We start from the raw sequence: 23544 nt of genomic DNA on the forward strand, positions 1-23544 counted from the left end.
TTAAACGTTCCCGCCGAGAATCTGGCGAGCGTGCTGACGTGCTTCTTCGGAGACGACGATGCGGTTGCCGTCGAACTGCAGGCCGCGGGTCGCGTCCAGGCCCATCCGGGATGTCGTGCCGTCGGAGCCCGAGGACGGGTCGAGCGGCGAGCCGGGCAGACCGTCCACAGTGAACAAGTCCTGGTGCGGCTGGAAATGCGTGGCGAGTGCCCAGAGGACGTCGCTGTCGCTGGTGACGTCGACGTCCTCGTCCACCGCGACCACGGTCTTCACGTACGGGTCCCAGCCGAGCAGGCCGAGCATGACCTGCCGGGCTTGACCGGGCCGTCGCTGGCGAAGCGCGACGTAGCAATGGAAGTGCGTGCCGGACGTCGGATAGTGCACTGCGGTGACGTCCGGGAAACGGGCTTTGAGTTTCTCCGCCATTTCCGATTCCCGCGGCACCCGCGCGAGGTTCAGGTGCTCGTCAGTGTTGCCGCCGACGACGTCGACGAGCATGGCGTCGGAGCGGCGCAGGACGGTTTGCACGCGGAGGACGTTGTTGGTCGAGCGATTCGAGGAATAGCCGGAGAATTCGCCGAACGGTCCTTCGTCCGCGTGCTCGGAGGCGTCGATCGCGCCCTCAAGCACGAAGTCCGACCAAGCCGGGACGCCAATGCCGTGCCGCGGCGTACGCACGACTTCCAGGGGCTCGCCGAGAAGCCCGCCTGCTACCGCGCGTTCGTCCACGTCGTAGCCGACCCGCGCGGACGCGGCCAGCATGAACAGCGGATGCCCGCCGAGCACCATCGCGACCGGCATCGGCTCACCGCGTTCGGCGTACTTCTGCAGCATCCGCCACAGATCCCCGCGAGAATGGAGACTGGTCGCCAACTCGGTGCGGGAATGCGGCATCGCCCGGTGGTAGCTGAGGTTGCCGACGCCGGTGTCCGGATCCTCCGCGACGATGATCCCGCTGGTGACGTAAGGGGAGCGGTCGCTGGCGAAGTGCCGGAGCATCGGGATGGTCGCCAAGTCGACTTCGGAAGTCACGTCGTCCAGTACTGGTCCGCTGCCGACTACCCGCGGCGGCACCGCGCGGAGCGCACGCTGCTGGTAGGCACTGTGCAAACCGGACGGTCCGGTTTCGAGCATGCGCGCGATGCGCTCCCGGGAAGCGAACATGTTGCTGACCACCGGCACGTCGAGTCCGGTCACCTTCCGGAACAGCACCATCTCGCGCCGTCCGGCCGCGGCGAGTTCGTAGATCACGCCGGTGACGCCCTCGTCGGCCGGGACTGGATCGTCGAGGACGAGTACGTCTTCCGGAAAGTCGTGGCGGTACTGGTCGACGAAAACGTGCGGATCCTGGTTCACCGCGAAACTCCTTGCGAGGCGGGCGGTCCCTGCCAGCGCGCGAACAGTTCGTTCTCGATGCCGAACTGGTCGAGCACCTTGCCGGTCAGATGGGCGAGGATGTCCTCAACGGACTCGGGCTGGTGGTAGAAGGCGGGCACCGGCGGCAGCACGGTCGCGCCCGCCTCGGTCACCGCCACCAGATTGCGCAGGTGCACGAGGCTCAACGGGGTCTCCCTGGCGACGAGCACGAGCGGACGGCGTTCTTTCAGCGTGACGTCGGCGGCGCGGACGAGCAGGTCGTCGCTGTAGCCGTGCGCGATCCCGGCGACGGTTTTCATCGAGCACGGCACGACGACCATGCCCATCGTGCGGAAGGAACCGGACGCGATCGACGCGGCGATGTCCCCGCGCGAGTGGCGGACATCCGCCAGCTCGGCGACCTCGGCGGGCGGCATTCCGGTTTCCAGTTCGATGGTGCGGTGCGCGGCTCGCGACATGACCAGATGCGTTTCCACCGTGCCGAGCTTGCGCAGCGCGGTCAGCAGGTGGACAGCCAAGTGCGGGCCGCTGGCCCCGGTGATGCCGACGATCAGCCGGGGCCGCTGCGGTTCGGTGCCCATGACGTCCTTTCAGGACTGGGAAAGCTTCGCGGCGGGTTCTCGCTGCACGAGCGGCTCTTCCGGCTTCCACTTGCGCCGAGCGAAGAAGAGCAGATTCAGCAGGACCGCCAGGACAGTTCCGGTAGCCACGCCGCTCTTGAGGAAAACCTGTGCGGCAAAGGGGAATTGCTTGTAGAAGTCCGGCGCCCCGGCCGGGATCAGCCCGACGCCGAGCGACAGCATGACGATCACCAGATTGCCGGTCTGGTTGAAGTCCACTCGGGACAGCAGCTGAATGCCGGACACGGTCAGCGCCGCGAACGTGGCCACCGCGGCCGCGCCGATCACCGGTTGCGGGATCGCCGCGATCACCCGGCCGACCGGCTGCACCACCCCGAAAACGATGAGGATCAGGCCGCCGACCGCGACCGGATACCGGCTGCGCACCTTGGTCAGCGCGACGAGCCCGATGTTCTGGCCGAAGGTGGTGTAGGCGAATCCGTTGAACACGCCGCTGAGCGCGGTGAGCAGCCCGTCCACCCGCAGCAGGTTCGCGATGTCGCGCGGCCCGACCTTCTTGCCGACGACCTGCCCGACCGCGAGCCCCTGTCCGGAAGCTTCGACCATCAGCACGAAAACGATCACCAGGAACAACAAGATCGACGGGATGTCGAAATGCAACGCTCCGTAGTGCAGTGGTTTCAGCAAGCCGAAAACGGGACCGTCGGCGACTCCGGCGAGGCTGCCCAGCCCGGTCAGCCAGCCGGCGATCGCCCCGACGGTCAGCGCGATCAGCATCGCGAGCTGGCCGAGCAGACCGCGGAACACCCGGTAGAACACCGCGATCAGCGCGAGCGTGAACCCGGCGAGCGCGAGGTTCGCCGGCGCACCGTAGTTGTGCGCGGACGGATTGGAACCGGCGATGAGCTTCAGCCCGACCGGAATCAGCGTCAGCCCGATCAGCGTGATGACCGTGCCGGTGACGACCTCCGGGAACAGTCTGAGCAATTTGCTGAACAGCGGCGCGATCAATACCCAGAGCACGCCGACCACGAGCAGCGAGCCATACACAGTGGACAGCCCCTGCGTGCTGCCGATCAGCACCATCGGGACGATTCCGTTGGACGCGGCTCCGACGACGAGCGGCATCCGGATGCCGAATTTCCAGACGCCGAACGCCTGCAGCATCGTGCCGATCCCGGCGAGCACCAGGTCGACGCTGACGAGATCGGCGATCTGCGACTGCGGAAGCCCGAGCCCGGCGCCGACCACGATCGGCACCACGACGACACCGGCGTACATCACGAGCACGTGCTGCAAACCCAGCAGCACCAGCGGACCGAATCGGGGACGTTCGTCCACCGGGGACAGGGGAGACGGGTGACTGGCCATGATTCCCTCACCTCGTTGGGCCGGCGGGGCCGGGAACGGCCGGGCCGGGCGGATCGCGGGGCGTCGCCGGAGCCGGACGGGCTGCCGGCGTCGATGACCCCCGGCCGCGCGCGAATCCTGCCGCCGCACCTACGGGGTTATGGGATGTCCGAAGATTTTTCCTTCCCTGCAAGGAGTTTCGACTATGGTGCATCGTGTTCCGCCGAGGGTCAATACCCGGGCGCGGCTTCCGGCCCGGTGCGCGGGGCCCGTTCGCGGCGGTTGAGCACGAGGTTCAGCAGGAAGGCCGCGATGCCGCCGGCCGCGATGCCGCTCGTCAGTACCGTCTGCACCACAACGGGCAGATGTTGGTAAAACTCCGGCGCGCCGACCGGCAGGAGACCGAAGCCGAACGAGATGGCGACGATCAGGATATTGCGGCCGTTGCTCAGATCCGCCTGGCTCATGATGCGCAGGCCGACGGCTCCGACGGTGCCGAACATGACCACGCCGACGCCGCCGAGCACCGGTCCGGGCAGCGACGCGACGGCCGCGCCGAGTTTCGGCACCAGGCTCATGAGCACCAGCACCGCGCCCGCGGTGGCGACCACGAACCGGCTCATCACCTTGGTGATGCTGACCAGGCCGACGTTCTCGCCGAAGGTGACGACGGTGAACGAACCGAACACGCCCGCGAACGCGGTGCCGATCCCGTCCGCGCGCAGTGCCCGGGAAATCTCGCGCGGTCCGACGTCGCGGCCGACGATCTGCCCGATGGCGAGCGTGTCGCCGGTCGATTCCACCATGTTCACCAGCTGCACGATGATCATCGGCAGCAACGCGGACAACGCGAATGTCGGCATGCCGAACTCGAACGGCCGCACCACGCCGACCCAGTCCGCTTGCCCGACCGAGCTGAAGTCCGCCATGCCGAGCGGAATCGCCACGAGGGTGCCGACCGCCAGTGCGATCAGGATCGCGAACCGGCGGACCGCGGGCGGGGCGAACCGTTCCAGGCAGACAGTCAGCACGATGGTGCCCAGCCCGAGGATCAGCCGTCCGGCGGAACCGTGGTCGGCCGCGCCCGGATTGGACCCGGCGATCAGCGTCGCGGTGGAGGGCAGCAGCGAGAACCCGATGATCGCGATGATCGTCCCGGTCACGATCGGCGGGAAGAACCGGATCAGCTTGCTGAACCACGGCGCGACCAGCCAGGTCAGCAGCCCGGCGACGATCGTCGCGCCGAAGACCGCGGGCAGCCCGGCCTCCTTGCCGACGATGATGGCCGGGGTGATGCCGGTGAAGGTCGAGCCCATCACGATCGGCAGCCGGACGCCGACGTTGCCGATCCCGAGCGTCTGCAAGAGCGTCGCGATGCCGCTGACCAGCACGTTCGCCGTGATGAGCGTGGCGATCTGCGCGGTGGACAGGCCGACGCCGAGCCCGATCAGCAGCGGGACGGTGACCATTCCGGAGTAGGCGACCAGCAGATGCTGGATGCCGAGCGGGAGCAGTTGCCGGAACCTGGGGACAGCGTCGACCGCGTCGCGGGTCTTGGCTTCGGCTCGGGTGGTGCGCGGACGGAATCGCATGGTTTCCTCCACAGCGGGGAAGGGGGAGCGCGGATCACCGCGCCCAGGGAGTGAGCAGGCCGCCCATGCCGCTGCGTTCCAGCAGCCGGGCCGCGTGCCGTTCCGCCTCGTCGGCGGCGGCCGCTTCGTCGACGCGGACGCATTGTCCGGCGCGGTAGACGATCTCGCCGCCCACGATCGTCAGCTCCACATCGGACCCGCGGGCGGAGTAGACGAGGGCGGCGACGGCCCGGTGCACCGGGCGCACGTGCGGACGGTCGAGCGCGGTCACGATGACGTCGGCGAGTTTGCCCTCGCTCAGCACGCCCGCGTCGATCCCGGCGTACCGGGCTCCCTCGCGGGTGGCCATTTCCAGCGCGTCCTCCGCCCGCACCGCCGTCGGGTCCAAAGTGGCCGATCGCTGGCCGAAGACGCTGAGTTTCATTGCCTCGAAAAGATCTTGCCGATGGCCGCAGCTGGGACCGTCGGTGCCCAGCGCGACCGGGATGCCTTGCCTTCGCATGCTCGCGATCCGCGCGGTGCCGGAAGCGAGGTAGCCGTTGGAAGCCGGGTTGTGCGAAACTCCCGCGCCCGCCGCCGCGACCTGCTCGATTTCGGCTTCGTCGAGCCAGATCGCGTGCGCGAGCGTGGCCCGTTCGTCGAGCAGGCCTTCTTTCGCGAGCCATTCGACCGGCCGGACCCCGTGGGTTTCGAGGTAGCTGACCGGGTCTGTTGTGCTCTCGCAGCAATGGGTGTGCCAGCGAGTGCCGAATTCCCGGGCCAGTTCGACCGTCTGCCGGACGAGCTTTTGCTCTACGTAACAGAGGTTGAGCGCGGCGGGCCAGACGGCGACCTTCGAACTCGGCGGCCGGTGCTGCATCGCTTCGCGCGTGATCGCGAATTCGTCTTCGCTCGAGTAACGGAACAATTCGATCGGCTGGCCGCGGCGGTCGGCGATCTCGGTCCGCTCGCCCAGCATGCCGCGGGCGACCGCGCCGCGAAGACCGGCCTCCTCGATGACGTCGGCGACGGCGAGCGTCGTTTCAAGATCGCTTGGCGCGTAATGGTTGTCGATCACCGTCGTGATGCCGGCGCGCAACGCCTCGACCGCACCGAGCCGTGCCCCGGCCACCGCTTCGGGCCCGGTGATCGCGATCGAATACGGCCACATGAATTCGCACAGCCACGGCACGATCGACATGCCTTCGCCGAGTCCGCGAGCGAGTGCTTGGTAGAGGTGGTTGTGCCCGTCGACCAGGCCGGGCAGCACGGCTTTGCCGCGGCAGTCGACGACCTCGCCGGCGAGCCAGCGCTCGGTGCCCGGGCCTTCGCCGACACCGGCGATCCGGTCGCCGATGATCGCGACGTGGCCGTTTTGATGGACACTGCGCCGATCGTCGACGGTCACCACGGTGCCGCCGGTCAGGAGGAGGTCGCAGGGTTGCGCAGCCGACATCGGGCCGTCCTTCCCCGGGCGGGGTCGGACCCGGCCCGGCGGTCGTCTCCAGCGCGCGGCTGGAGGCAGTTGGCCGAACGGTTGGCCCGAAACGGGAGGTCACCGGCGCCCGGCAGCGCCGCCGGGTCGTTCAATGCAAAGCCCTCCGGCGGCCGGTGTCAAGAGCGCTCTCCGGAAAAGTCTTGCCGCGCAAGGCATTCGGCGATCATGTGTTGACACCGGGCGGCGAAGGTGCTGCACTCGGTTGCGCCGGAGCGCGGATCGCGCTTCCGGGTCCCGTAGGTGCGGTGAAGCGCGGCCGGGGAGTCCTTTACTCAAGTCTTGCGTAAGGAGACATCCGGTGATTATCGATACCCATGTCCATCCGACAAATCTCGTCGACGAAGCCTGGCGGCACACCGGAACCCCGTTCACCGGCGAGCGCACGCTGGAGATGATGGACGGTCCATTCTGGATCAACGGCAAGCCGCGGCGCGTGGACGTCAGCTGCATCATGCCGCCGCCGGGGAACACGACCTGGCGCGAGGGCAACAAAACCGGCCGCGAGGGGATTCGCGAATACCAGGCGTACGTGACCTCATTGGTGCAGCAGTATCCGGACCGGTTCGTCGGCAACTTCATGTACAACCCGCGCTTCGGCCCGGAGAACGGCGCGGCGGAGCTGGCCTTCCACGTGAAGGAATACGGCTACAAGATGCTGAAGCTGCACGCCAACATGCATTCCTACCGCCCGGACCGGGCGCTGGACTGGCTGCGGCCGGTGATGCGGGTGTGCGACGAACTCGGCGTGATCGTGCTGATCCACACCGGGGACGGGCCCTACTCGATCCCGACCCAGTTCTACCCGATCATCCGCGAGTTCCCGAACGTCACGTTCATTCTCGGCCATTTCGGCATCCAGACCGGCGGCGTCTACTGTTTCGAGGCGTTCTGGATGATCCAGGACTCGCCGAACGTGATCGGCGAATCGGGCTGGCTGCTGCAGTCGCGGATCGTCGAATTCGCCAAGGAGATGAAGAAGAGCGACCTGGTCTTCGGCACCGATTCGCCGCCGAACGAGCCCGGCATGTGGGCGCGGGAGCTGGAAGTGCTGTGCCATCAGCCGCCGCAGGGCCTGAACCTGTCCGAGGACGACCTGGAGGGCTACCTCGGCAACAACATGGCCAAGCTGCTCGGCCTCGCGCCGACGCCGCCGCCGAAGGACAAGGCGGAAGCCGAGGCGTATTTGCGCGGCGACATTCCGCAGGCTTCCGCGGCGAACACGCACGCGTCGCATTATCTCGGCTACACGCCTTCGGCGTGGGCAGAGGCCGCTAACTCCTGATTGCGTTGCCGCGCCGGCTGCGGGTTCAGTCGCACCCGCAGCTGGCGCGCGCGGTCAGGCGGACGTCGAGGACGCGGTCTTCCGGCTGAGTGTCCGCTCGGAGCTGGTCCAGAGTGGACACCGCGGCATCGGCGAAATCGTCGAAGGAATGCCCGGCGGTGGACAGCGCGGGCCAGCTGTGCACGGCGGCGTCGGTACCGCCGAAGCCGATCACCGCAAGGTCTTTCGGCACCCGCAAGCCGAGTTCTGCTGCCACGGTGAGCGTGTCGAGCGCCAGCCCGTCCGCTGTCGCCATGATCGCGCGCGGCCGCTCCGGCGACCGCAACCACCGCCGGATATCCGCCCGCGCGGCATGCCGATCGAGACCGGTGCGGACGACGTTGCCCGCACTCCGCTTGGCGGCCCGCATCGCCTCGGTCCAGCCTCGGGCCCGATCGGCCACCGGCCCGGACCGCGCGGTTCCGGTGAGGCAGCCGATCTCCCGGTAGCCGTGCCCGAGCAGGTGTTCGGTGGTCAGCCGCCCGCCCGCCTTGTTGTCCAGCACGACGGACGGCGCGACGGTACCGGCCGGGGCGTGGTGATGCAGGTAGACGACCGGAACGTCCAAGGCGGAGTGGGTCGCCGCCGCGCCGGCGATCTCGGCGCGGACCAGCAGCAGGCCGTCCACGCGCATGTTCGCCAGCGATTCGGCGTACCGCAGCTCCTGCTCCCGGGAGAACGCCGAATTCCCCAAGAGCACAAGGGATCCGCGAGCGAACGCGGCCCGCTCGACCGCATGGGTGAGCTGGGTGAAGTAGCCCTCGCTGCTGTCCGGCACGACCAGCCCGAGCACGTTGCTGCGCGTGGACCGCAACGCCCGCGCGACGAGATTCGGCCGGTATCCGAGCTCGGCGATCGCCTGCTCGACCCGTGCTCGTGTGGCGGGCGCGACCGGACGCGGGCCGTTGTTGAGCACGTAACTGACCACGGCAGGCGAGGTGCCCGCCAGCCGTGCGACATCGTCCCGGGTGACCCGCTGCATGCGCCAGACGATACCCGAAGAGCCGTTGACAGTCCCGATCTACACGTGTTGAATCCGTGCGGTCGGCAACGCAGGAAAGCTGGTGGTCAATGTGGACTCGCTGGTACACGCCGCGGAAACCGGGAAAGCCGCCGGGGTAGGCGAAAGCGCCCTCCGTCCGGACGGCGTCGCCAAGGTGACCGGCAGGTTCGCCTATTCGTCGGATCTGTGGCTCGCGGGCATGGTCTGGGCGACCACGCTGCGCAGCCCCTACGCGGCCGCGCGGATCCGGTCCATCGACACGAGCAAGGCGCTCGCCCAGCCAGGCGTGCACGCCGTGCTCACCCACGAGGACGTGCCCGGCGCGAAAACGTACGGGATGAAATCCGCCGACCAGCCGGTCCTCGCCGTCGACGAGGTCCGCTACCACGGCGAACCGGTGGCGCTGGTCGCCGCCGACGATCCGGAGACCGCCCGGCAGGCGGCGAAACTGATCATCGTCGACTACGAACCGCTCGACCCGGTCACCGACCCGATGACGGTCCTGGACGAGGGCGTCCGTCCCGTTCATCCGGACGGAAACCTGGTCCGGCACGTGAAAATCCGCCACGGCGACATGGCGCGCGCCCGCGGCGAAGCGGACGTCGTGGTCACCGGCGAGTACGAGGTCGGCATGCAAGACCAGGCTTTCCTCGGCCCGGAATCCGGACTGGCGATTCCTTCCGAGGACGGCGGCGTCGAGCTCTGCGTTTCCTCGCAATGGCTGCACAAGGACCTGGAACAACTCGCCCCGTGCCTAGGCCTGCCGCCAGAAAAAGTGCGGCTGACCCTGGCGGGCGTCGGCGGCGCGTTCGGCGGACGGGAAGACCTCTCCGTCCACGTGCACGCGTGCATGCTTGCCTTGCGACTCGGCCGTCCGGTCAAAATGTCCTACAACCGCTACGAATCCTTCTTCGGCCATGTGCACCGCCACCCGGCCAAGATGCGCTACGAACACGGAGCCACCAAGGACGGCCGCCTGGTCTACGTCAAAGCCCGCCTGGTTCTGGACGGCGGCGCTTACACGTCGACTTCACCGGTCGTCATCGCCAACGCCTGCTATTTCGTCACCGGCGCATACGACGTCCCCAACGCCGAAATCGACGGACTGGCGGTATTCACCAACAACCCGCCCTGCGGAGCGATGCGCGGTTTCGGCGCCGTCCAATCGGCCTACGGCTGTGAGTCCAATATGGACAAACTCGCGCACGAACTAGGCATGGACCCGATGGAGTTGCGCCTCCGCAACGCCATGACCACGGGCACCGTCCTGCCCACCGGACAAGCCGTCGACGGCCCGGCCCCCGTCGCGGAACTGCTGCAAGCCCTCCGCGATCGTCCGCTGCCGCCGGCCGGCGCTGCTGATTTGCTTTCCCTGCCCGGCGGAGCCGCCAACACGACGCACGGCGAGGGGGTGCGTCGCGGAGTCGGCTACGCGGTCGGGGTGAAAGCGATCGGCTACTCAGGAGGCGTCGACGACATTTCGACGGCCCGAGTCACCTTGGCCGTGGTGAACGGCGCCCCGGTGGTCTCGGTGCACACCGCGGCCGCGGAATGCGGACAAGGCGTCACCACGGTGCAGGCACAGGTGGCGAGCACAGAACTGGGCGTCTCGCGGGTAGTCGTCCTCCCCGCCGATACTCACATCGGCGACGCGGGTTCCGCGTCCGCTTCCCGCATGACGTGGATGTCGACCGGCGCGGTGCAAGGCGCCTGCCGCCAGATCGCCCGGGAACTCCTGCGCCGCGGTTCTGGCTTTTCCTTGGGCAACGACCAGGTCCTGGACAGCGCCGGACGTCCGCTGTGCTCCATCGCCGACCTGGTGGGTTCGGACACGCTTACGCACACTTTCGAATACCACCACCGCCCGACCCAAGGCATCGACCCGGAAACCGGCCAGGGCAACGCCCACATCGCGTTCGCCTTCGCCGCCCACCGAGCCGTCGTCGACGTGGATGTCGAACTCGGTTTGGTGAAGGTGGTCGAACTGGCGACCGCGCAAGACGTCGGCAAGGCGATGAACCCGCTGGCCGTCGAAGGCCAAATCGAGGGCGGCAGCGTGCAAGGCCTTGGTTTGGCTTTGATGGAGGAAATCCTGGTCGACCGCGAGGGCCGGGTGCGGAACCCGTCCTTCACGGACTACCTGATCCCGACCGTGCTGGACGTCCCGCCGATGCCGATCAGCCTGTTCGAATTCCCGCACCCGGACTCGCCCTACGGTTTGAACGGCGTGGGGGAGCCGCCGACCCTGTCGTCGACCCCCGCGATCCTGAACGCCCTCCGCTCCGCGACCGGCCTGCCCCTGCCGAACGCTCCCCTCCGCCCGGACGACATCGCGCTGGCCCGGGGACGTGCTGCTTCGTGAGCGCGCCGGCTCTTGCGCGCTGGCCGGCCACCTCGCAGGCAACGGTCCGCCGGGTCTTTCCCCGGTACTGCTTGCGCCAGCCTTCCTCCCGCTTCTCGCCAGATCCGCTCGCCCGCGCCCCTCTGCCTCTCCTATCCGTCCCTGACCGGCAGCCGCCTCCCGGAGGTGCCCCGTGGATTTCCTGACCCCCGCGACCTGGGCCGAAGCCCTGGCCGTCAAGTCCGAGCGCCCGGACGCCGTCCCCCTGGCAGGCGGCACCGACGTCCTGGTCGAACTCAACTTCGACCACCGCCGCCCGGCCGCCCTGCTGGACCTCACCCGCATCGAGGACCTGGCCGAATGGACCGAGAATGACGGCCGGATCCGCCTGGGCGCAGGCGTGTCGTACACGCGCGTCATCACCGAACTAGGCACCCGCCTCCCCGGCCTGGCGATGGCGAGCCGCACGGTCGGCTCCCCGCAAATCCGCAACCGAGGCACCGTCGGCGGAAACCTGGGCGCGGCCTCGCCCGCTGGCGACACCCACCCCATGCTCCTGGCCTGCGACGCGACGATCGAGGTCGCTTCGGTCCGCGGCACCCGGCTGATCCCGGCGACGGACTTCTACCAAGGCGTCAAACGCAACGCACTGGCCCCCGACGAGCTGATCGCCGCCATCCACCTCCCGGTGGCGACCGGCCCGCAACAGTTCGCGAAGGTCGGCACCCGCAACGCGATGGTCATCGCAGTGTGCTCATTCGCCCTGGGCCTGGCCCCGGAAACCGGCTGGATAGGCGCCGCTGTCGGTTCGGCCGCCCCGACCCCTCGCCGAGCGACCGCCGCCGAAGACTTCCTCCGCGACGCCCTCTCCGAGGCATGGACATCCCGTACCGCATTGCCAGCCTCAGTCGTATACCGCTTCGGCGAACTGGCGGCGAGCGCCGCGTCCCCCATCGACGACGTCCGGGGCAGCGCCGACTACCGCATCCACGCGATCGCCGTACTGGCCCGCCGGACGTTGAGCTGGGCCTGGGAAGACTATCGGAAAGGCGGGCAGCCGAAATGCGCCTGAACCTCACGGTCAATGACGAACCGCGCACCGTCGACGAGGTGTGGGAGGGGCAGAGCCTCCTGTTCGTGCTGCGTGACCAGCTGGGTTTGCCGGGCTCGAAAAACGCCTGCGAACAAGGCGAATGCGGTTCGTGCACAGTGTATTTAGACGGTACCCCAGTGTGTTCGTGCCTGGTCGCCGCAGGTCAAGCCGAAGGCAGAAACGTCCGCACAGTAGAAGGCCTCGCGTCCGGCGAGCAGCTGGACGCAGTACAACAAGCCTTCGTAGACGCCGGTGCCGTCCAGTGCGGCTTCTGCACACCAGGGTTGATCGTCGCCGCGCACGACCTGGTGCACCGGGTGGATGCCCCCTCGGATCCGGAGATCCGCGAGGCATTGGCGGGGAACCTCTGCCGCTGCACAGGCTACGAGAAAATCCTCGACGCGGTCCGCTTGGCCTCGGCCCGGGCAGGGGAGGCCGCGGGTCCCGCCTGATACTTGCGGGCGCCTCGTCGCTCGCCGGTTCTGCGGAGGACCGTGGAATACGCCGGGGCGGCCGAGTCAACTCCGCTAGGACCCACAGCCTCCGTGCACCTGGCTGTGCCCGGAAGCCCAGTTCGGCGGCACCCGTGGATCGCCGCTCAGGCTGGGCGGCCACTTCCGCCCAGCCAGCGGACGCTCACCGCTTACGGCACCGACCACGACGGTCCATTCTGAACCTCCGAACCGCGTTGCCCGACGTCTCGGCAGCTCCCGCCTCAGCCAAAGCGGCTCGATACATGGGTGCGCCCGAGCCGCTCTTGGGCTCGCGACGGTAACCCGCGCCCGCGGCTCGACCCCGCGCTTGCCTCGGGTCCGCGGTTCGCAGCGGCAACCCGCGTCGGACGGCTCGCCCGAGCCGACCCTGGGCCCCGCCCGGTATCCCGTGCCCGCAGGCTTGGCTCGCGCTTGTCTCAGGCGCGCAGCTCGTGGCGGCGACCCGCGTCCGATGGCTTGCTCGTACCGCTCTCGGGCTGGTGCCGGTTATCCGCCCCCGCAACTCGCCTGCTCCAGCTCACGGTTCGCGGCGGCAACCTGCATCCGGCGCTGCGCCGAGCCGGTCGCGAGCCCGCCGGTCGCGGCGGCGACCCCGCGCTCGGCGGTTGCCCGGACCGATCTTGCGTTCATGCCGGTGATCCGCGCTCGCAGGCTCGGCCCGTGCGTGTCTTGGGCTCGCGGTTCGCGGCGGCAACCTGCATCCGGCGCTGCGCCGAGCCGGTCGCGAGCCCGCCGGTCGCGGCGGCAACCCGCGCTCGGCGGTTGCCCGAACCGATCCCGAGCCCGCGTCGGAACCCCTCCGCCCTAAGGCTCACCCGGCCCGGTCAGAGGCCTTTCATCAGATCCGTTTCCGTCACCCCCGGCCCCTGTCCTTCCCGGATGAACCATTCCGTCCCGAACGCCTCGCCGAACTTGTCGTCCGGCAGCGCCAGGAAGAACGACTCCTCGCTGATCTGGCTCCGATGCGCGCGCATCGCCGCCCGCTTCGTCTTCAGGTATGCCGTCACGTCCACCTCGGCGGTCAGCTCGGCTTCCGGCTTGCCGACGATCATCTCCTCGTCCGGGCCGCCTTCCTCGCCCGCTGCTCGCGCGGCTTCGGCGGCTCGGCGAATCTGGTCGCGGTTCGCCGAGCCCTGGTAGACCCGCGGCGTGCCCGCGAGTTCGGCAGCGCGCATGCCGACTCGGTGGACCTGGATGTGGTCCGGGTGGCCGTAGACGCCGAAGTCGTCGTAGACCGTGAGCACGTCGGCCGACTCCTCGCGCAGGATCGCCGCCAGCCGCTTCGCTGCTTCCTCGACCGGCGCGCTCCAGAACGTGTCCGGGCCGTCGTTGGAAGGGTCGCCCATCATCCCGGAGTCCTGGTATCCCAAGAACTCCACTCGCGAGACGCCCAGCACCTCGGCCGCCGCCCGCGTCTCCTGCACGCGGCGGTCCGCGAGCTGCTCGCCGTCGTCGAGCAGGCCCTCGGGGATCTCGCCTTTTTCTCCGCGCGTGGCCACCACGAGCACCACCCGGTGCCCTTCGTCGGCCGCCTTGCGCATCACGCCGCCGGTCATGATCGCCTCGTCGTCCGGGTGGGCGTGGAACGTCACCAATGTCGCCATGCCAACGAACCTACCGGCACCCGCCGACAAAAACCGGCGCCCGCCGGAAACAGCCTCCGGGGAATCAGCCACACCCTCCATTGTGGACAGGTCGCCCACACGGGTGGACCTGCTGCTTTATCGGCGCGAGGGGTCCCCTCGCGCTCTCCGGCGCTTGGCTTCGCCCGCCGCCCGGCTTACGTTGGGGTCCGCCGACCGAGGAGGCGTCATGGCAGAACGGACGAAATACATTCTGGACGAGGCCGATCTCCCGGCGCAGTGGTACAACGTGGTGCCGGACCTTCCCGAGCCGCCGCCTCCGCCGCTGCACCCGGGAACCCGCGAGCCCGTCGGGCCGGCGGACCTGGCTCCGCTGTTCCCGCAAGCGCTCATCGAGCAGGAAGTCACCACCGAGCGCTACCTCGACATTCCCGAGGAAGTCCGGGACGTCTACCGGCTCTGGCGTCCGTCTCCGCTGTACCGCGCCCGCAGGCTGGAGAAGGCGCTCGGGACCCCGGCCCGGATCTACTACAAGTACGAGGGCGTCAGCCCGGTCGGCTCGCACAAGCCGAACACCGCTGTGCCACAGGCGTTCTACAACGCGGCCGAGGGCGTCACGCGGCTCACCACCGAGACCGGCGCCGGGCAGTGGGGGAGCGCGCTGGCATTCGCGTGCGCGACGTTCGGGCTGTCCTGCGAGGTCTGGCAGGTGCGCGCGTCGTACGACCAGAAGCCCTATCGCAAGCTGATGATGGAGACCTTCGGCGCGCAGGTGTACCCGAGTCCGTCCGACCGCACCGCCGCGGGCCGGGCGATCCTGGCGGAGGACCCGCGGTCGACGGGCAGTCTCGGGATCGCGATCAGCGAAGCCGTCGAGCAGGCCGCGGCGGATCCGGGTGCGCGGTACGCGCTGGGCAGCGTGCTCAACCATGTGCTGCTGCACCAGACGGTGATCGGCGAGGAAGCCCTCCGGCAGTTCGAAATGGCCGGCGACACCCCGGACGTGCTCGTCGGCTGCACCGGCGGCGGTTCCAACTTCGGCGGGCTCGCTTTCCCGTTCCTGCGGGAAAAACTGGCAGGCCGGATGAACCCGGTGATCCGCGCGGTCGAACCGGCGGCCTGCCCGACCCTCACCCGCGGCCGCTACGCCTACGACTTCGGCGACACCGCCGGCCTCACGCCCCTGCTGAAAATGCACACGCTCGGCCACGGCTTCATCCCGGACCCGATCCACGCCGGCGGCCTGCGCTACCACGGGATGTCGCCGCTGATCTCGCACATCTACGAACTGGGTCTCATCGAGGCGCTCGCGATCGGCCAGCAGGAATGCTTCGCCGCAGGGGTGCAGTTCGCCCGCACGGAAGGCATCATCCCCGCGCCCGAGCCGACGCACGCGTTGGCCGCGTGCATCCAAGAAGCGTTGCGCTGCAAGGAGGCTGGCGAAGAAAAGGTGATCCTGACGGCGCTCTGCGGACACGCGCACCTCGACCTGCCCGCGTACGGCGCGTACCTGGCTGGCGACATGGTGGACAACGAACTTCCGGACGCGGCACTGGAGGAATCGTTGACGGCGCTGCCCTGAGGGGTGTGGCTGGCGGGTCGCGGGAAGCAGGTCGAGGGGACCAGCGGGCAGGCGAGCGCTGGTTGGCAGGCGAAGGTGCGATGAGAGGCGGCGGCTGGAAAGGCTCGGCTGGGCACGTCGAGCGAAGGCGGCGGCGGAGAGGAGCGGTGGACTGGGCGGGTTCGACGAGCGGATCGGCGGTGGAAGGCCAGGTGGATCGGCCAAGCGGGTCGGCCAGGAGAACCTGGCCGGGTCGCATCCGGCGGTGCGGACTGGCGCTGGCGCAGCGGGCGCGGCGCACCGGGTGAGGCGCGCCAGTCGGGGCGAGGCGCATCGAGCGGGGCACGGCAGGGCGAGGCGTGGCCGGGGAGGTGTGGCAGGCGGGGCGCGGCGCGCCAGCCGGGGCGAGGCGCATCGAGCGGGGCACGGCAGGGCGAGGCGTGGCCGGGGAGGTGTGGCAGGCGGGGCGCGGCGCGCCAGCCGGGGCGAGGCGCACCGGGCGCGGCACGGCACGGCCAGGCGGGGCACGGCACGGCGCGTCAGGCGAGGTGTGCCCGGGGAGGTGTGGCAGGCGGGCACGGCACGGCACCCCAGGCGGGGCGCGGCACGGCGAGGCACCCCAGGCGAGGCGAATCGAGGCGAGATTCAGCCATCCCCGGCGAGGCCGGACCGGCGACGCTCCAGGAAGGTTCGCTCGGTCTCGTTGGTGGCCAACGCGATCGCCTCGGCATAAGCGGCGTCGGCTTCGGTGGTGCGGCCCAGGCGGGACAGGAGATCCGCGCGGGTGGCGGGCAGCAGGTGGTAACCCGGCAGGTCCAGTTCGTCGACCAGCGCCAGGGCCAGTTCCGGGCCGTGGACTTCGGCTACTGCGACGGCGCGGTTCAGGGCGACGACGGCGGTCGGGGTGTGGGCCAGGAGCTGGTCGTACAGAGCGAGTACCTGTGGCCAATCCGTCGTGGTGCCGTCGGTATGGACGGCGTTGATCGCGGCTTGCAACTGGTACGGGCCGGGCTGTCCGCGGCGCAGGCATTGCCGTACTAGGGCGTGGCCTTCGGCGATCAGGGCTTGGTTCCAGAGCGAGCGGTCCTGTTCGGTGAGGACTACCAGGTCGCCTGAGGCGTTGACGCGGGCTGGGCGGCGGGCTTCGGTCAGGAGGAGCAGGGCCAGCAGGCCTTGGACCTCCGGTTCGTCGGGCATCAGGTCGGCCAGGGCGCGGGTCAGGCGGACGGCTTCCAGGCACAGGTCTGTCCGGACCAAGGGGCCGGATGTCGAGGTGTAACCCTCGTTGAAGACCAGGTACAGGACGGTGAGGACGGAGGCCAGCCGGTCCGGTAGGGCGGCCTCGTCGGGGACTCGGTACGGGATGCCGGCGTCGCGGATCTTCTTCTTTGCGCGGACGATGCGTTGGGCGATCGTCGGTTCCGGGACCAGGTACGCGCGGGCGATCTCGGCGGTTTCCAAACCGCCCAGCAGGCGCAGGGTCAGGGCGGTTTGCGCGAGAGGGGACAGGGCAGGGTGACAGCAGGTGAAGATCATCCGCAACTGGTCGTCGCGCACGGGGCCCATCTCGGCTGGTTCGTCGGGCTGGTGCAGGAGCAAGGCCTGTGCGTGCCGGGCCTCCCGCGTGGATTCCCGGCGCAGGCGGTCGATCGCGCGGTTTCGGGCGGTGGTCACGATCCAGGCGCCAGGGTTGGCCGGCAGCGACTCAGCCCAGGCGGTGACGGCGGCGGCGAAGGCGTCTTGCACCGCCTCCTCGGCTAGGCCGATGTCGCCGAGGAGGCGGGTCAAGGTGGCGACGCAGCGGCCGTACTCGGCTCGATAGACCGCGTCGAGCGTCACGCAACGTCCTCTGGGCCCTCGGCGAACGGGCGTACTTCGATGGGGCGGCCGCAGGCTTGGGCGCATTTATCCGCCCAGGACAGGGCTTCGTCCAGGTCCGCGCATTGGATTACCCAGAAGCCGCCTAGCTGCTCCTTCGTTTCGGCGAACGGGCCGTCGGTCATCGTGCTGGTGCCGTTTGCGGGGCGGACGACGGTGGTGGCGTGCGAAGGGCGCAAACCGCCGACGAACACCCAGGCGCCTGCGGCTTTCATGTCGTCGGTGACCTTGGTGGTGCGGGCCATCTGGGCGGACAGCTCGTCGCCGGTCTCCAGCGTCGTTTCGTCTGCCTGGACGGCCAGCAGGTACTGCTTCATGGCGAACTCCTCACCCGACGGGGTCTCTTGCCTTGGCTACGAACGCACACGACGCCATTCGACACCTCGGCAAAAACTTTCACCGTTCTTTGGAGACGGTCGCCAGCAGCTCCGGGCCCCGCGTCACCAGTCGTTGCTGGGCTAGCGAACCCCACCACCAGGCCAGCGCGATGCCGGTCGCGATCCCGGCCGGGATTCCCAGCCACTGCAGCACCGGCAGATCAGCCAGCTTCCCGGCGACGCACAGCGCCACGACCGGCACCGCGCCGAGCACGATCAGCAGCGTGGACGCCAGCATCAGGGCGGCTCGGGCGCACCCGGGCCGCCCGCCGGACGACCAAGGGCTGCCGCTGCGGCGTTGATCTGGCAGCGGGAAGGCGAGGAAGACGGATTGGAGCATCAGGACACCGGCACCGGCGCCCAGCGTTGCCGGGACTAGACCCAGGACCCATGGGTACGCGCCCGGTACGCCGGTGACGCCGGGCAGGACCAGGGCCAGCACCAAGGCCACGGGCGCGACGATCAGGGCCCACGCCAGCTGACGGCCGCGGATGTCGGCGCGTTCGGCGCCGGGGACCACGAGCGTGTGCCACAGGGCACTGCCGTCCATTCCGTACAGGTTGCCGGACTGCATGGACGCGAAAATCACCACCGCGACACCGAAATACGGCAGCATCACCGACTGTCCGCCGCCACCGCCGGACAGGGCTGGCACGACGGTGATGACGAAGCCGATCAGCAGCGTCGACAGCAGGGCGACACGTCGGCGGGCGTCTCGCCACCAGGTGTAAAGCTCCTTGCGTGCCACGGCGCCGACCGGAGTGGCCGGGAGCAGGCTGCGTCGCGTGCGGGTGCTCTTCGCGCGGGTGCGGGAGGCTCCGCGGAACGACGGGGTGGTGACCTGGCGGGCCAGCAGCGCACCCCAGACCACGATGAGAACCGCCACGACGCCGAGCAGCGCGGCGAAGAGGCCGCCGACGATGCCCCACTCGCCGGTTCCGGCCGCGTGTACCGCGAGCGTGCCCCAGCCGGAGGGAAGGGCGTGCATGACACTCGTGAAGCCGGGCATCTGGCCGCTGACGATCGCCGGGCCGACGCTTCGCATCACGTAGTTCACCGCGACGCCGGACAACCCGGTGAGCGCCACCAGGATGATGCCCAGTTCCTTGCCCTTGCGCGACGTCAGCAGCGCTCCGAGCGCGGCCATCACCACGCGGTACAGCAGCACCACGAACGCCAGCTGCAGCACGGTGAACACGAGCCCGACCAACGCCGCTCCGGCACCGAACCGCAGGCCGTAGAACACCAAGCCGAGGAACGCCAGCAAGCTCACTACCGCCGTGACGCCCACGAAGCTCGCCGCGAGCAGGCCGATCGCCAGCTTGCGCCGGGGGATCGGCAGCAGCGCGAAGTGTTCCGGCCGCAGGGTGTCGTCTCCGCCGCCGGTCGCGATCGGCGCGAGCACCCAGCCCGCCATCCAGACCGCGTAGACCGAGGTGAGCAGGTCGACGGTGATCCGCGCTTCCGGAACGGGGAACACCGCGATGCCGATGGTGAACAGAGCCGCCAGCAGGCCGAAGATGCCGCCGACGATCATTCCGGCGATCTGCCGCCCGCGCAGGGAATTGCGCAGGACCCGCAGTTTCAGTCGGACGAGGACGCCAACCACGCCAGCCCCTCCGCTCCGCCGGTCCGCCCGCCGACAATGTGCACGAACGCGTCTTCCAGCGTGCCTTCGCCCCGCACGTCCGCCACCGCGCCCGCGGCGACGACGCGGCCGCGCGTGATCACCGCGACGTGGCTGCACAGCTGTTCCACCAACGCCATCACGTGGCTCGAGAGCACGACCGCGCCGCCAGAGGCGACGAACCGCTGCAGGATCGTGCGGATCGTCGACGCCGAAACCGGGTCGACCGCCTCGAACGGCTCGTCCAATACGAGCAGCCGAGGGCCGTGCAGCAACGCGGTCGCGAGGCCGATCTTCTTGCGCATCCCCGCGGAATAGTCGATGACGAGGGTGCGCTCGGCGTCCGTCAGCTCCAGCACGCCCAGCAATTCCTGCGCGCGTTCGGCGACCGTGTCCGGCGCGAGCCCGCGCAGCAGGCCCATGTACGTCAGCAGTTCCCGCCCGGTGAGCCGCTCCGGAATGGACAATCCGTCCGGCAGAACGCCGATCAGGCTTTTCGCCCGTTCCGGTTCCCGCCACACGTCCACGCCGAACACGCGCGCTTCGCCTGCGTCCGGCCGGAGCAGGCCGACCGCCATCGACAGCGACGTCGTTTTCCCGGCTCCGTTGGGGCCGACGAGGCCGAAGAACGACCCCCGCGGCACTTCCAGCCGCACATCGTCAACTGCCAGCGTGGTCCCGAACCGTTTGGTGAGTCCGTAAAGCCCCATGGCCGCGTCGTCGGACACCGGTTCCCCCTTCCCGTGGTGTGCGCACGACTGTACGCGGGGTCACCGACAAAAAGCGGGCGGAGTGGTGTCGGAAAGCCGCGGATCCGGAGTCCCGGACATCGCCAGCAGCCCGCGCACCGCGCGCACGAGCTTGGGCCAGGACGTGGGCTTCCGGACGTCGTACGCGCGCAGCAGTTGGCGGAGCATGGTGAGCGTGTCGAAGTAAATGCGTTCGCACACCAGCTGTTCGCCGGCGTCGAAGAGGAAGTACGCCGTCATCCGGACCCGGAACCGCTGTCCGGTCGGCGGAATCTTCCCGAGCGGCCCGCGATGCGTGCCGAGAAGCCAGAACTCGACGATTACCGCGTCCGCACTGTGCCGCAGGGCGATGATTTCGTGGTCTTGATCGGGAAAAGCGCGGCGCGTTTCGTCGTAGTAGCCGCGCACCGCGGAATCGCCGTCGTGCACGGTCATCGTCGGCACGATCTCGTAGCGCGGGTGCGGGAACGTCGCCAGGACGTCGTCCCAGTCCTGGCGCACCTCGTCGCGGAAGTGGTCGAGGACGAGCTTTTGCCGGGCACGCAGCACTTCGGGCGCGGGAATCGCCGACGGGTCCACGGGGTCCTCCAAGTCAAGGAGAGCGGAACCGCAATTTAATCCACGGTGTGGGTTAACCGCAAGTGCGCCATGATGGAGCCGTGAACACCACGACCCGCCGGGGACGCCCGCGCAAGGGAGACGCCAGGCTGTCGCGGGAGGCGATCCTGACGGCCGCGCTGGAAGTAGTCGACGCCGACGGAGCGGCAGCGGTGAGCATGCGGACCGTCGCGCAGCGGCTCGGCGTGGACGCGAAGAGCCTCTACCACCACATCGACGGCAAAGAAGCCTTGCTCGACGCCGTCGCCGGACACGTCCTGGGCGGGATCGACCTGCCGGAACCGACCGGGCAGCCCGAAGCGGACCTCCGCGCGATCGCCCAGTCGTTCCGGACGGCAACGCGAGCGCACCCGCAGGCCGCCGCGCTGGTCCTCACCAGGCAGTTGCCGTCGATCGCCGCGCTCGCCCCGGTCGAGGCGGTGCTTTCCGTGCTGCGCAAGGCAGGCGCGTCACCCGAAGAGGCAGTGCACCTGCTGCGCTCGCTCCTGGCCGTCGTCGTCGGCTCGCTCCTGCGCGAGGCCGGTGCGGGCCCGGCGTTCGGCGTCACCGACGAAGCCGGAATCGCCCACCGCCGCGCCGAATTGGAGCAGACCGAGCTTCCCGCCGTGGTCGAGTCCGCGCCGCAGCTGGCGCGATGCGATCACGAAGCGGAGTTCGCCTTCGCTGTCGACCTCGCGGTAGCCGCCACGATGCAGCGACTCGCTACTCCCCGCAGGTGATCTTCGGCTGCGGGTTGTAGCGGACCGACCGCGTGTGCCGCGAAACCTCCCGGCCCGACGAGGCGTCGCGCAGGATCCGGGTGTCGCTCGCGGTGAAACCGGGCGCGCCGTTGGAGGCGTGGCAGTTCTCCGCCGGACCCGGTTTCGTCGGCGGCGGCGTCGGGTTCGTGCGTTCGCCGGGGACCGATTCGACGGTGTACCGCTTGGTGCCCCACAGCTTCACGGTGATCGACGACGGCGTCCAGACGGTCTGGATCGCGACCCCGGTGTCCGAGTCGTTGGTGAACTTCAGGTCGATCACGCTGGCGCCATTGGGGTTCTGGAACACCGTCGCCTCGCGCGCGGCCGGGTAGCGGCTGATGTAGTAGCTGTGCTCCTTGTGCCCGGCATCCTTCATCCCGGAGAAGTACGCCGCGTTGTACAGCGTGGTGGCGAACTGCGAAATGCCGCCGCCGACCTCGCGGGCAGGCGCGCCGTTCTCGATCACGCCCGCCTCGACGTAGCCCTGCGGACGTCCGCGCGGTCCGGTGAATCCGTTGAGGCTGAACGTTTCTCCCGGCTTGACGATCGCGCCGTTCACCTTCTCGGCGACCACGCGGATGTTCGTGCCGGAGTCGGCGGCGAACCCGCCGGTGGTGAACTCGCCGATGACTTCCTTGACGCCCAGCTTGTCCGCCTGCTCGGTGGTGACCTTCGCGGGCGTCTTCTTGTAGATCGCTTTCAGTTCGCGGGTGTCGGTCTGCTTCAGCGTGTTCGGCAGCGGCTTGAGGCTCTGCTCCCAGTCGACCGTGTTGCCGTCCGCGGACGGCTCGACGACTGGCTTCCCGCCGGAGAACGCGATGGCCGCGTCCTTGCCCTCCTGCTCGGTGGACTTCAGTTGCGGCGCGAGCGCGTCGGTGACCTTCTTCGGGTCGATCTGCGGCGCGAGGCCGCCGCCGTCGCCGGGCACGAACGTGAGCGCGCCGGCGATCTGCTCCGGCGTCAGCGTCGCGTCCGCGCCTTCGCCCTTGACGACGACCGGCGCGGACACCGCGGGCTTGGCGAACTCGGCGAGCGCGCGCTGAACGCCTTCGGCGGTGGTGCGCACCGGCGTCGGCGCGACCGGAAGCGTCAGTTCGCTGCCCGAAGCCCAGCCGCTCAGCACCTTCGCGCGCGCCGCCGCGACGTCCAGTTTCTGCCCGACCTGCGGCGGGACCGCGACCGGCGTGGTGCCGTCGAACCGGATCGTGCCCTCGGCGGGCGCCCGGTCGACGCGGCCGCGCAGGTCCTCGAGCGCCGGGTCGAGCTTCGCGGCCTCGACGTGCGACACGACGCCCAGTTCGCGCGTGCTGAAGAACGACGCGAGCCGGGTGAAGGGGTTGATCGGCTGGTCGCCCGCCTGGTCGAGGGTGCCGCTCCAGTCGAGCCCCAGCCCGGCCTCGGTCGGCGACAGCTTGGTGTGCGCGTTGCCCGCGGTGACGGTGAGCGGCTGGGTGAGCCGGGGCTCGATCTTGCCGCGCAGTTCGCGTTCGGCGACCGGCCGCTCCAGCCCGCCGACGTCCACGCCGGCCACGACGACGCCGCGCGGCACCCGGCCCTGGCTGGTCAGCAGGTCGATGAGGTACGCCACGACCAGGACGCCGAGCACGCCGCCGCTGATCCAGCCCGCTTTGCGCAAGCCGCGCCTTCGCGGCGGGGACGGAGGTTCCTCCGGTGGTACGACCGGCAGGACCTCGGTCTGGTCGCTGTCGGTTTCCGGCCAGCGCGGTTCGTACTGCACCTCACGACCCCTTCGATTCGCTGCGGTCAGGGGCACAGCGTACG

The 23544-nt window shown here is 69.4% G+C and carries 20 protein-coding genes; 6 read left to right on the forward strand and 14 right to left on the reverse strand.

The features are described 5' to 3' along the window. From H4281_RS36830 to H4281_RS36850, 5 genes are all read right to left on the reverse strand, one after another. On the reverse strand, window positions 1-1356 hold the full coding sequence (locus H4281_RS36830) for a UbiD family decarboxylase (protein ID WP_220508392.1): 1356 nt from the start codon (window positions 1354-1356) through the stop codon (window positions 1-3). Beyond that, window positions 1353-1958, reverse strand: a complete 606-nt coding sequence (locus H4281_RS36835) for a UbiX family flavin prenyltransferase (RefSeq protein ID WP_182895479.1) — start codon at window positions 1956-1958, stop codon at window positions 1353-1355. Before H4281_RS36835 ends, H4281_RS36830 begins: the two co-directional genes overlap by 4 nt. Before the next feature lie 9 nt (window positions 1959-1967). Then, window positions 1968-3299 carry a nucleobase:cation symporter-2 family protein gene (locus H4281_RS36840; protein ID WP_182895480.1) on the reverse strand — a complete coding sequence of 444 codons (1332 nt, stop codon included), beginning with the start codon at window positions 3297-3299 and terminating at the stop codon, window positions 1968-1970. Window positions 3300-3538: 239 nt separating this feature from the next. After that, a complete protein-coding gene (locus H4281_RS36845) occupies window positions 3539-4900 on the reverse strand; it encodes a nucleobase:cation symporter-2 family protein (protein ID WP_220508393.1) in 1362 nt (453 codons plus the stop codon). Between the two features lie 34 nt (window positions 4901-4934). After that, window positions 4935-6335 carry an amidohydrolase gene (locus H4281_RS36850; RefSeq protein WP_182895482.1) on the reverse strand — a complete coding sequence of 467 codons (1401 nt, stop codon included), beginning with the start codon at window positions 6333-6335 and terminating at the stop codon, window positions 4935-4937. Between the two features lie 340 nt (window positions 6336-6675). Here H4281_RS36850 and H4281_RS36855 point away from each other — a divergent pair, with 340 nt between their 5' ends. Continuing rightward, window positions 6676-7659: an amidohydrolase family protein gene (locus tag H4281_RS36855; RefSeq protein WP_009081542.1), complete on the forward strand. Its 984-nt coding sequence runs from the start codon at window positions 6676-6678 to the stop codon at window positions 7657-7659. A 25-nt stretch (window positions 7660-7684) separates the two neighbouring features. Here H4281_RS36855 and H4281_RS36860 read toward each other — a convergent pair whose 3' ends face one another. Continuing rightward, complete coding sequence (locus H4281_RS36860) at window positions 7685-8680, reverse strand: LacI family DNA-binding transcriptional regulator (protein WP_182895483.1); 996 nt, start codon at window positions 8678-8680, stop codon at window positions 7685-7687. Window positions 8681-8762: 82 nt separating this feature from the next. Here H4281_RS36860 and pucD point away from each other — a divergent pair, with 82 nt between their 5' ends. The 3 genes from pucD to H4281_RS36875 all read left to right on the forward strand — a co-directional run bounded on the left by pucD (window position 8763) and on the right by H4281_RS36875 (window position 12587). Then, window positions 8763-11063, forward strand: a complete 2301-nt coding sequence (gene pucD / locus H4281_RS36865; protein ID WP_312872250.1) for a xanthine dehydrogenase subunit D — start codon at window positions 8763-8765, stop codon at window positions 11061-11063. A 172-nt stretch (window positions 11064-11235) separates the two neighbouring features. Beyond that, a complete protein-coding gene (locus tag H4281_RS36870; RefSeq protein ID WP_182895484.1) occupies window positions 11236-12114 on the forward strand; it encodes an FAD binding domain-containing protein in 879 nt (292 codons plus the stop codon). Further along, complete coding sequence (locus H4281_RS36875; RefSeq protein WP_182895485.1) at window positions 12105-12587, forward strand: (2Fe-2S)-binding protein; 483 nt, start codon at window positions 12105-12107, stop codon at window positions 12585-12587. The genes H4281_RS36870 and H4281_RS36875 overlap by 10 nt, the downstream gene beginning before the upstream one ends. 528 nt (window positions 12588-13115) lie before the next feature. Here the strand turns inward: H4281_RS36875 and H4281_RS36880 are convergent. Then, window positions 13116-13259 (reverse strand): hypothetical protein, encoded by a 144-nt coding sequence (locus H4281_RS36880; RefSeq protein ID WP_182895486.1) that lies wholly within the window; start codon window positions 13257-13259, stop codon window positions 13116-13118. 194 nt (window positions 13260-13453) lie between these two features. After that, window positions 13454-14233 carry a PIG-L family deacetylase gene (locus H4281_RS36885; protein WP_182895487.1) on the reverse strand — a complete coding sequence of 260 codons (780 nt, stop codon included), beginning with the start codon at window positions 14231-14233 and terminating at the stop codon, window positions 13454-13456. Window positions 14234-14441: 208 nt separating this feature from the next. Here H4281_RS36885 and H4281_RS36890 point away from each other — a divergent pair, with 208 nt between their 5' ends. Beyond that, a complete protein-coding gene (locus tag H4281_RS36890; RefSeq protein WP_182895488.1) occupies window positions 14442-15794 on the forward strand; it encodes a TrpB-like pyridoxal phosphate-dependent enzyme in 1353 nt (450 codons plus the stop codon). Between the two features lie 624 nt (window positions 15795-16418). On the opposite strand, the gene H4281_RS36895 is transcribed toward H4281_RS36890, so the two are convergent. The 5 genes from H4281_RS36895 to H4281_RS36915 all read right to left on the reverse strand — a co-directional run bounded on the left by H4281_RS36895 (window position 16419) and on the right by H4281_RS36915 (window position 20983). After that, on the reverse strand, window positions 16419-17612 hold the full coding sequence (locus tag H4281_RS36895; RefSeq protein WP_182895489.1) for an RNA polymerase sigma factor: 1194 nt from the start codon (window positions 17610-17612) through the stop codon (window positions 16419-16421). Continuing rightward, entirely contained in the window at window positions 17609-17968 is a 360-nt protein-coding gene (locus tag H4281_RS36900) for a YciI family protein (protein ID WP_182895490.1), read from the reverse strand. The genes H4281_RS36895 and H4281_RS36900 overlap by 4 nt, the downstream gene beginning before the upstream one ends. A gap of 79 nt (window positions 17969-18047) precedes the next feature. Next, the gene (locus H4281_RS36905; protein WP_182895491.1) at window positions 18048-19637 is read right to left on the reverse strand and encodes a hypothetical protein; all 1590 of its coding nucleotides are present in this window, start codon (window positions 19635-19637) and stop codon (window positions 18048-18050) included. Then, on the reverse strand, window positions 19613-20383 hold the full coding sequence (locus H4281_RS36910) for an ABC transporter ATP-binding protein (RefSeq protein ID WP_067582806.1): 771 nt from the start codon (window positions 20381-20383) through the stop codon (window positions 19613-19615). Before H4281_RS36910 ends, H4281_RS36905 begins: the two co-directional genes overlap by 25 nt. 42 nt (window positions 20384-20425) lie before the next feature. Beyond that, window positions 20426-20983 (reverse strand): ester cyclase, encoded by a 558-nt coding sequence (locus tag H4281_RS36915; RefSeq protein ID WP_182895492.1) that lies wholly within the window; start codon window positions 20981-20983, stop codon window positions 20426-20428. 80 nt (window positions 20984-21063) lie between these two features. Between H4281_RS36915 and H4281_RS36920 the strand changes: the two genes are divergently transcribed. Then, a complete protein-coding gene (locus H4281_RS36920; RefSeq protein WP_182895493.1) occupies window positions 21064-21741 on the forward strand; it encodes a TetR/AcrR family transcriptional regulator C-terminal domain-containing protein in 678 nt (225 codons plus the stop codon). Here the strand turns inward: H4281_RS36920 and H4281_RS36925 are convergent. Then, window positions 21725-23500, reverse strand: coding sequence for a VanW family protein (locus H4281_RS36925; protein WP_182895494.1), 1776 nt, complete (start codon window positions 23498-23500; stop codon window positions 21725-21727). The genes H4281_RS36920 and H4281_RS36925 overlap by 17 nt on opposite strands. Between the last annotated feature and the right edge of the window lie 44 nt (window positions 23501-23544).

This window comes from Amycolatopsis dendrobii (assembly GCF_014145675.1).
Taxonomy (GTDB): Bacteria; Actinomycetota; Actinomycetes; order Mycobacteriales; family Pseudonocardiaceae; genus Amycolatopsis; species Amycolatopsis dendrobii.

Coding starts and splice junctions, on each gene's coding strand:
- H4281_RS36845 (WP_220508393.1), bottom strand. CDS start 4,900: ATGCGATTCCGTCCGCGCACCACCCGAGCCGAAGCCAAGACCCGCGAC.
- H4281_RS36860 (WP_182895483.1), bottom strand. CDS start 8,680: ATGCAGCGGGTCACCCGGGACGATGTCGCACGGCTGGCGGGCACCTCG.
- H4281_RS36875 (WP_182895485.1), top strand. CDS start 12,105: ATGCGCCTGAACCTCACGGTCAATGACGAACCGCGCACCGTCGACGAG.
- H4281_RS36850 (WP_182895482.1), bottom strand. CDS start 6,335: ATGTCGGCTGCGCAACCCTGCGACCTCCTCCTGACCGGCGGCACCGTG.
- H4281_RS36900 (WP_182895490.1), bottom strand. CDS start 17,968: ATGAAGCAGTACCTGCTGGCCGTCCAGGCAGACGAAACGACGCTGGAG.
- H4281_RS36885 (WP_182895487.1), bottom strand. CDS start 14,233: ATGGCGACATTGGTGACGTTCCACGCCCACCCGGACGACGAGGCGATC.
- H4281_RS36835 (WP_182895479.1), bottom strand. CDS start 1,958: ATGGGCACCGAACCGCAGCGGCCCCGGCTGATCGTCGGCATCACCGGG.
- H4281_RS36880 (WP_182895486.1), bottom strand. CDS start 13,259: ATGAACGCAAGATCGGTCCGGGCAACCGCCGAGCGCGGGGTCGCCGCC.
- H4281_RS36890 (WP_182895488.1), top strand. CDS start 14,442: ATGGCAGAACGGACGAAATACATTCTGGACGAGGCCGATCTCCCGGCG.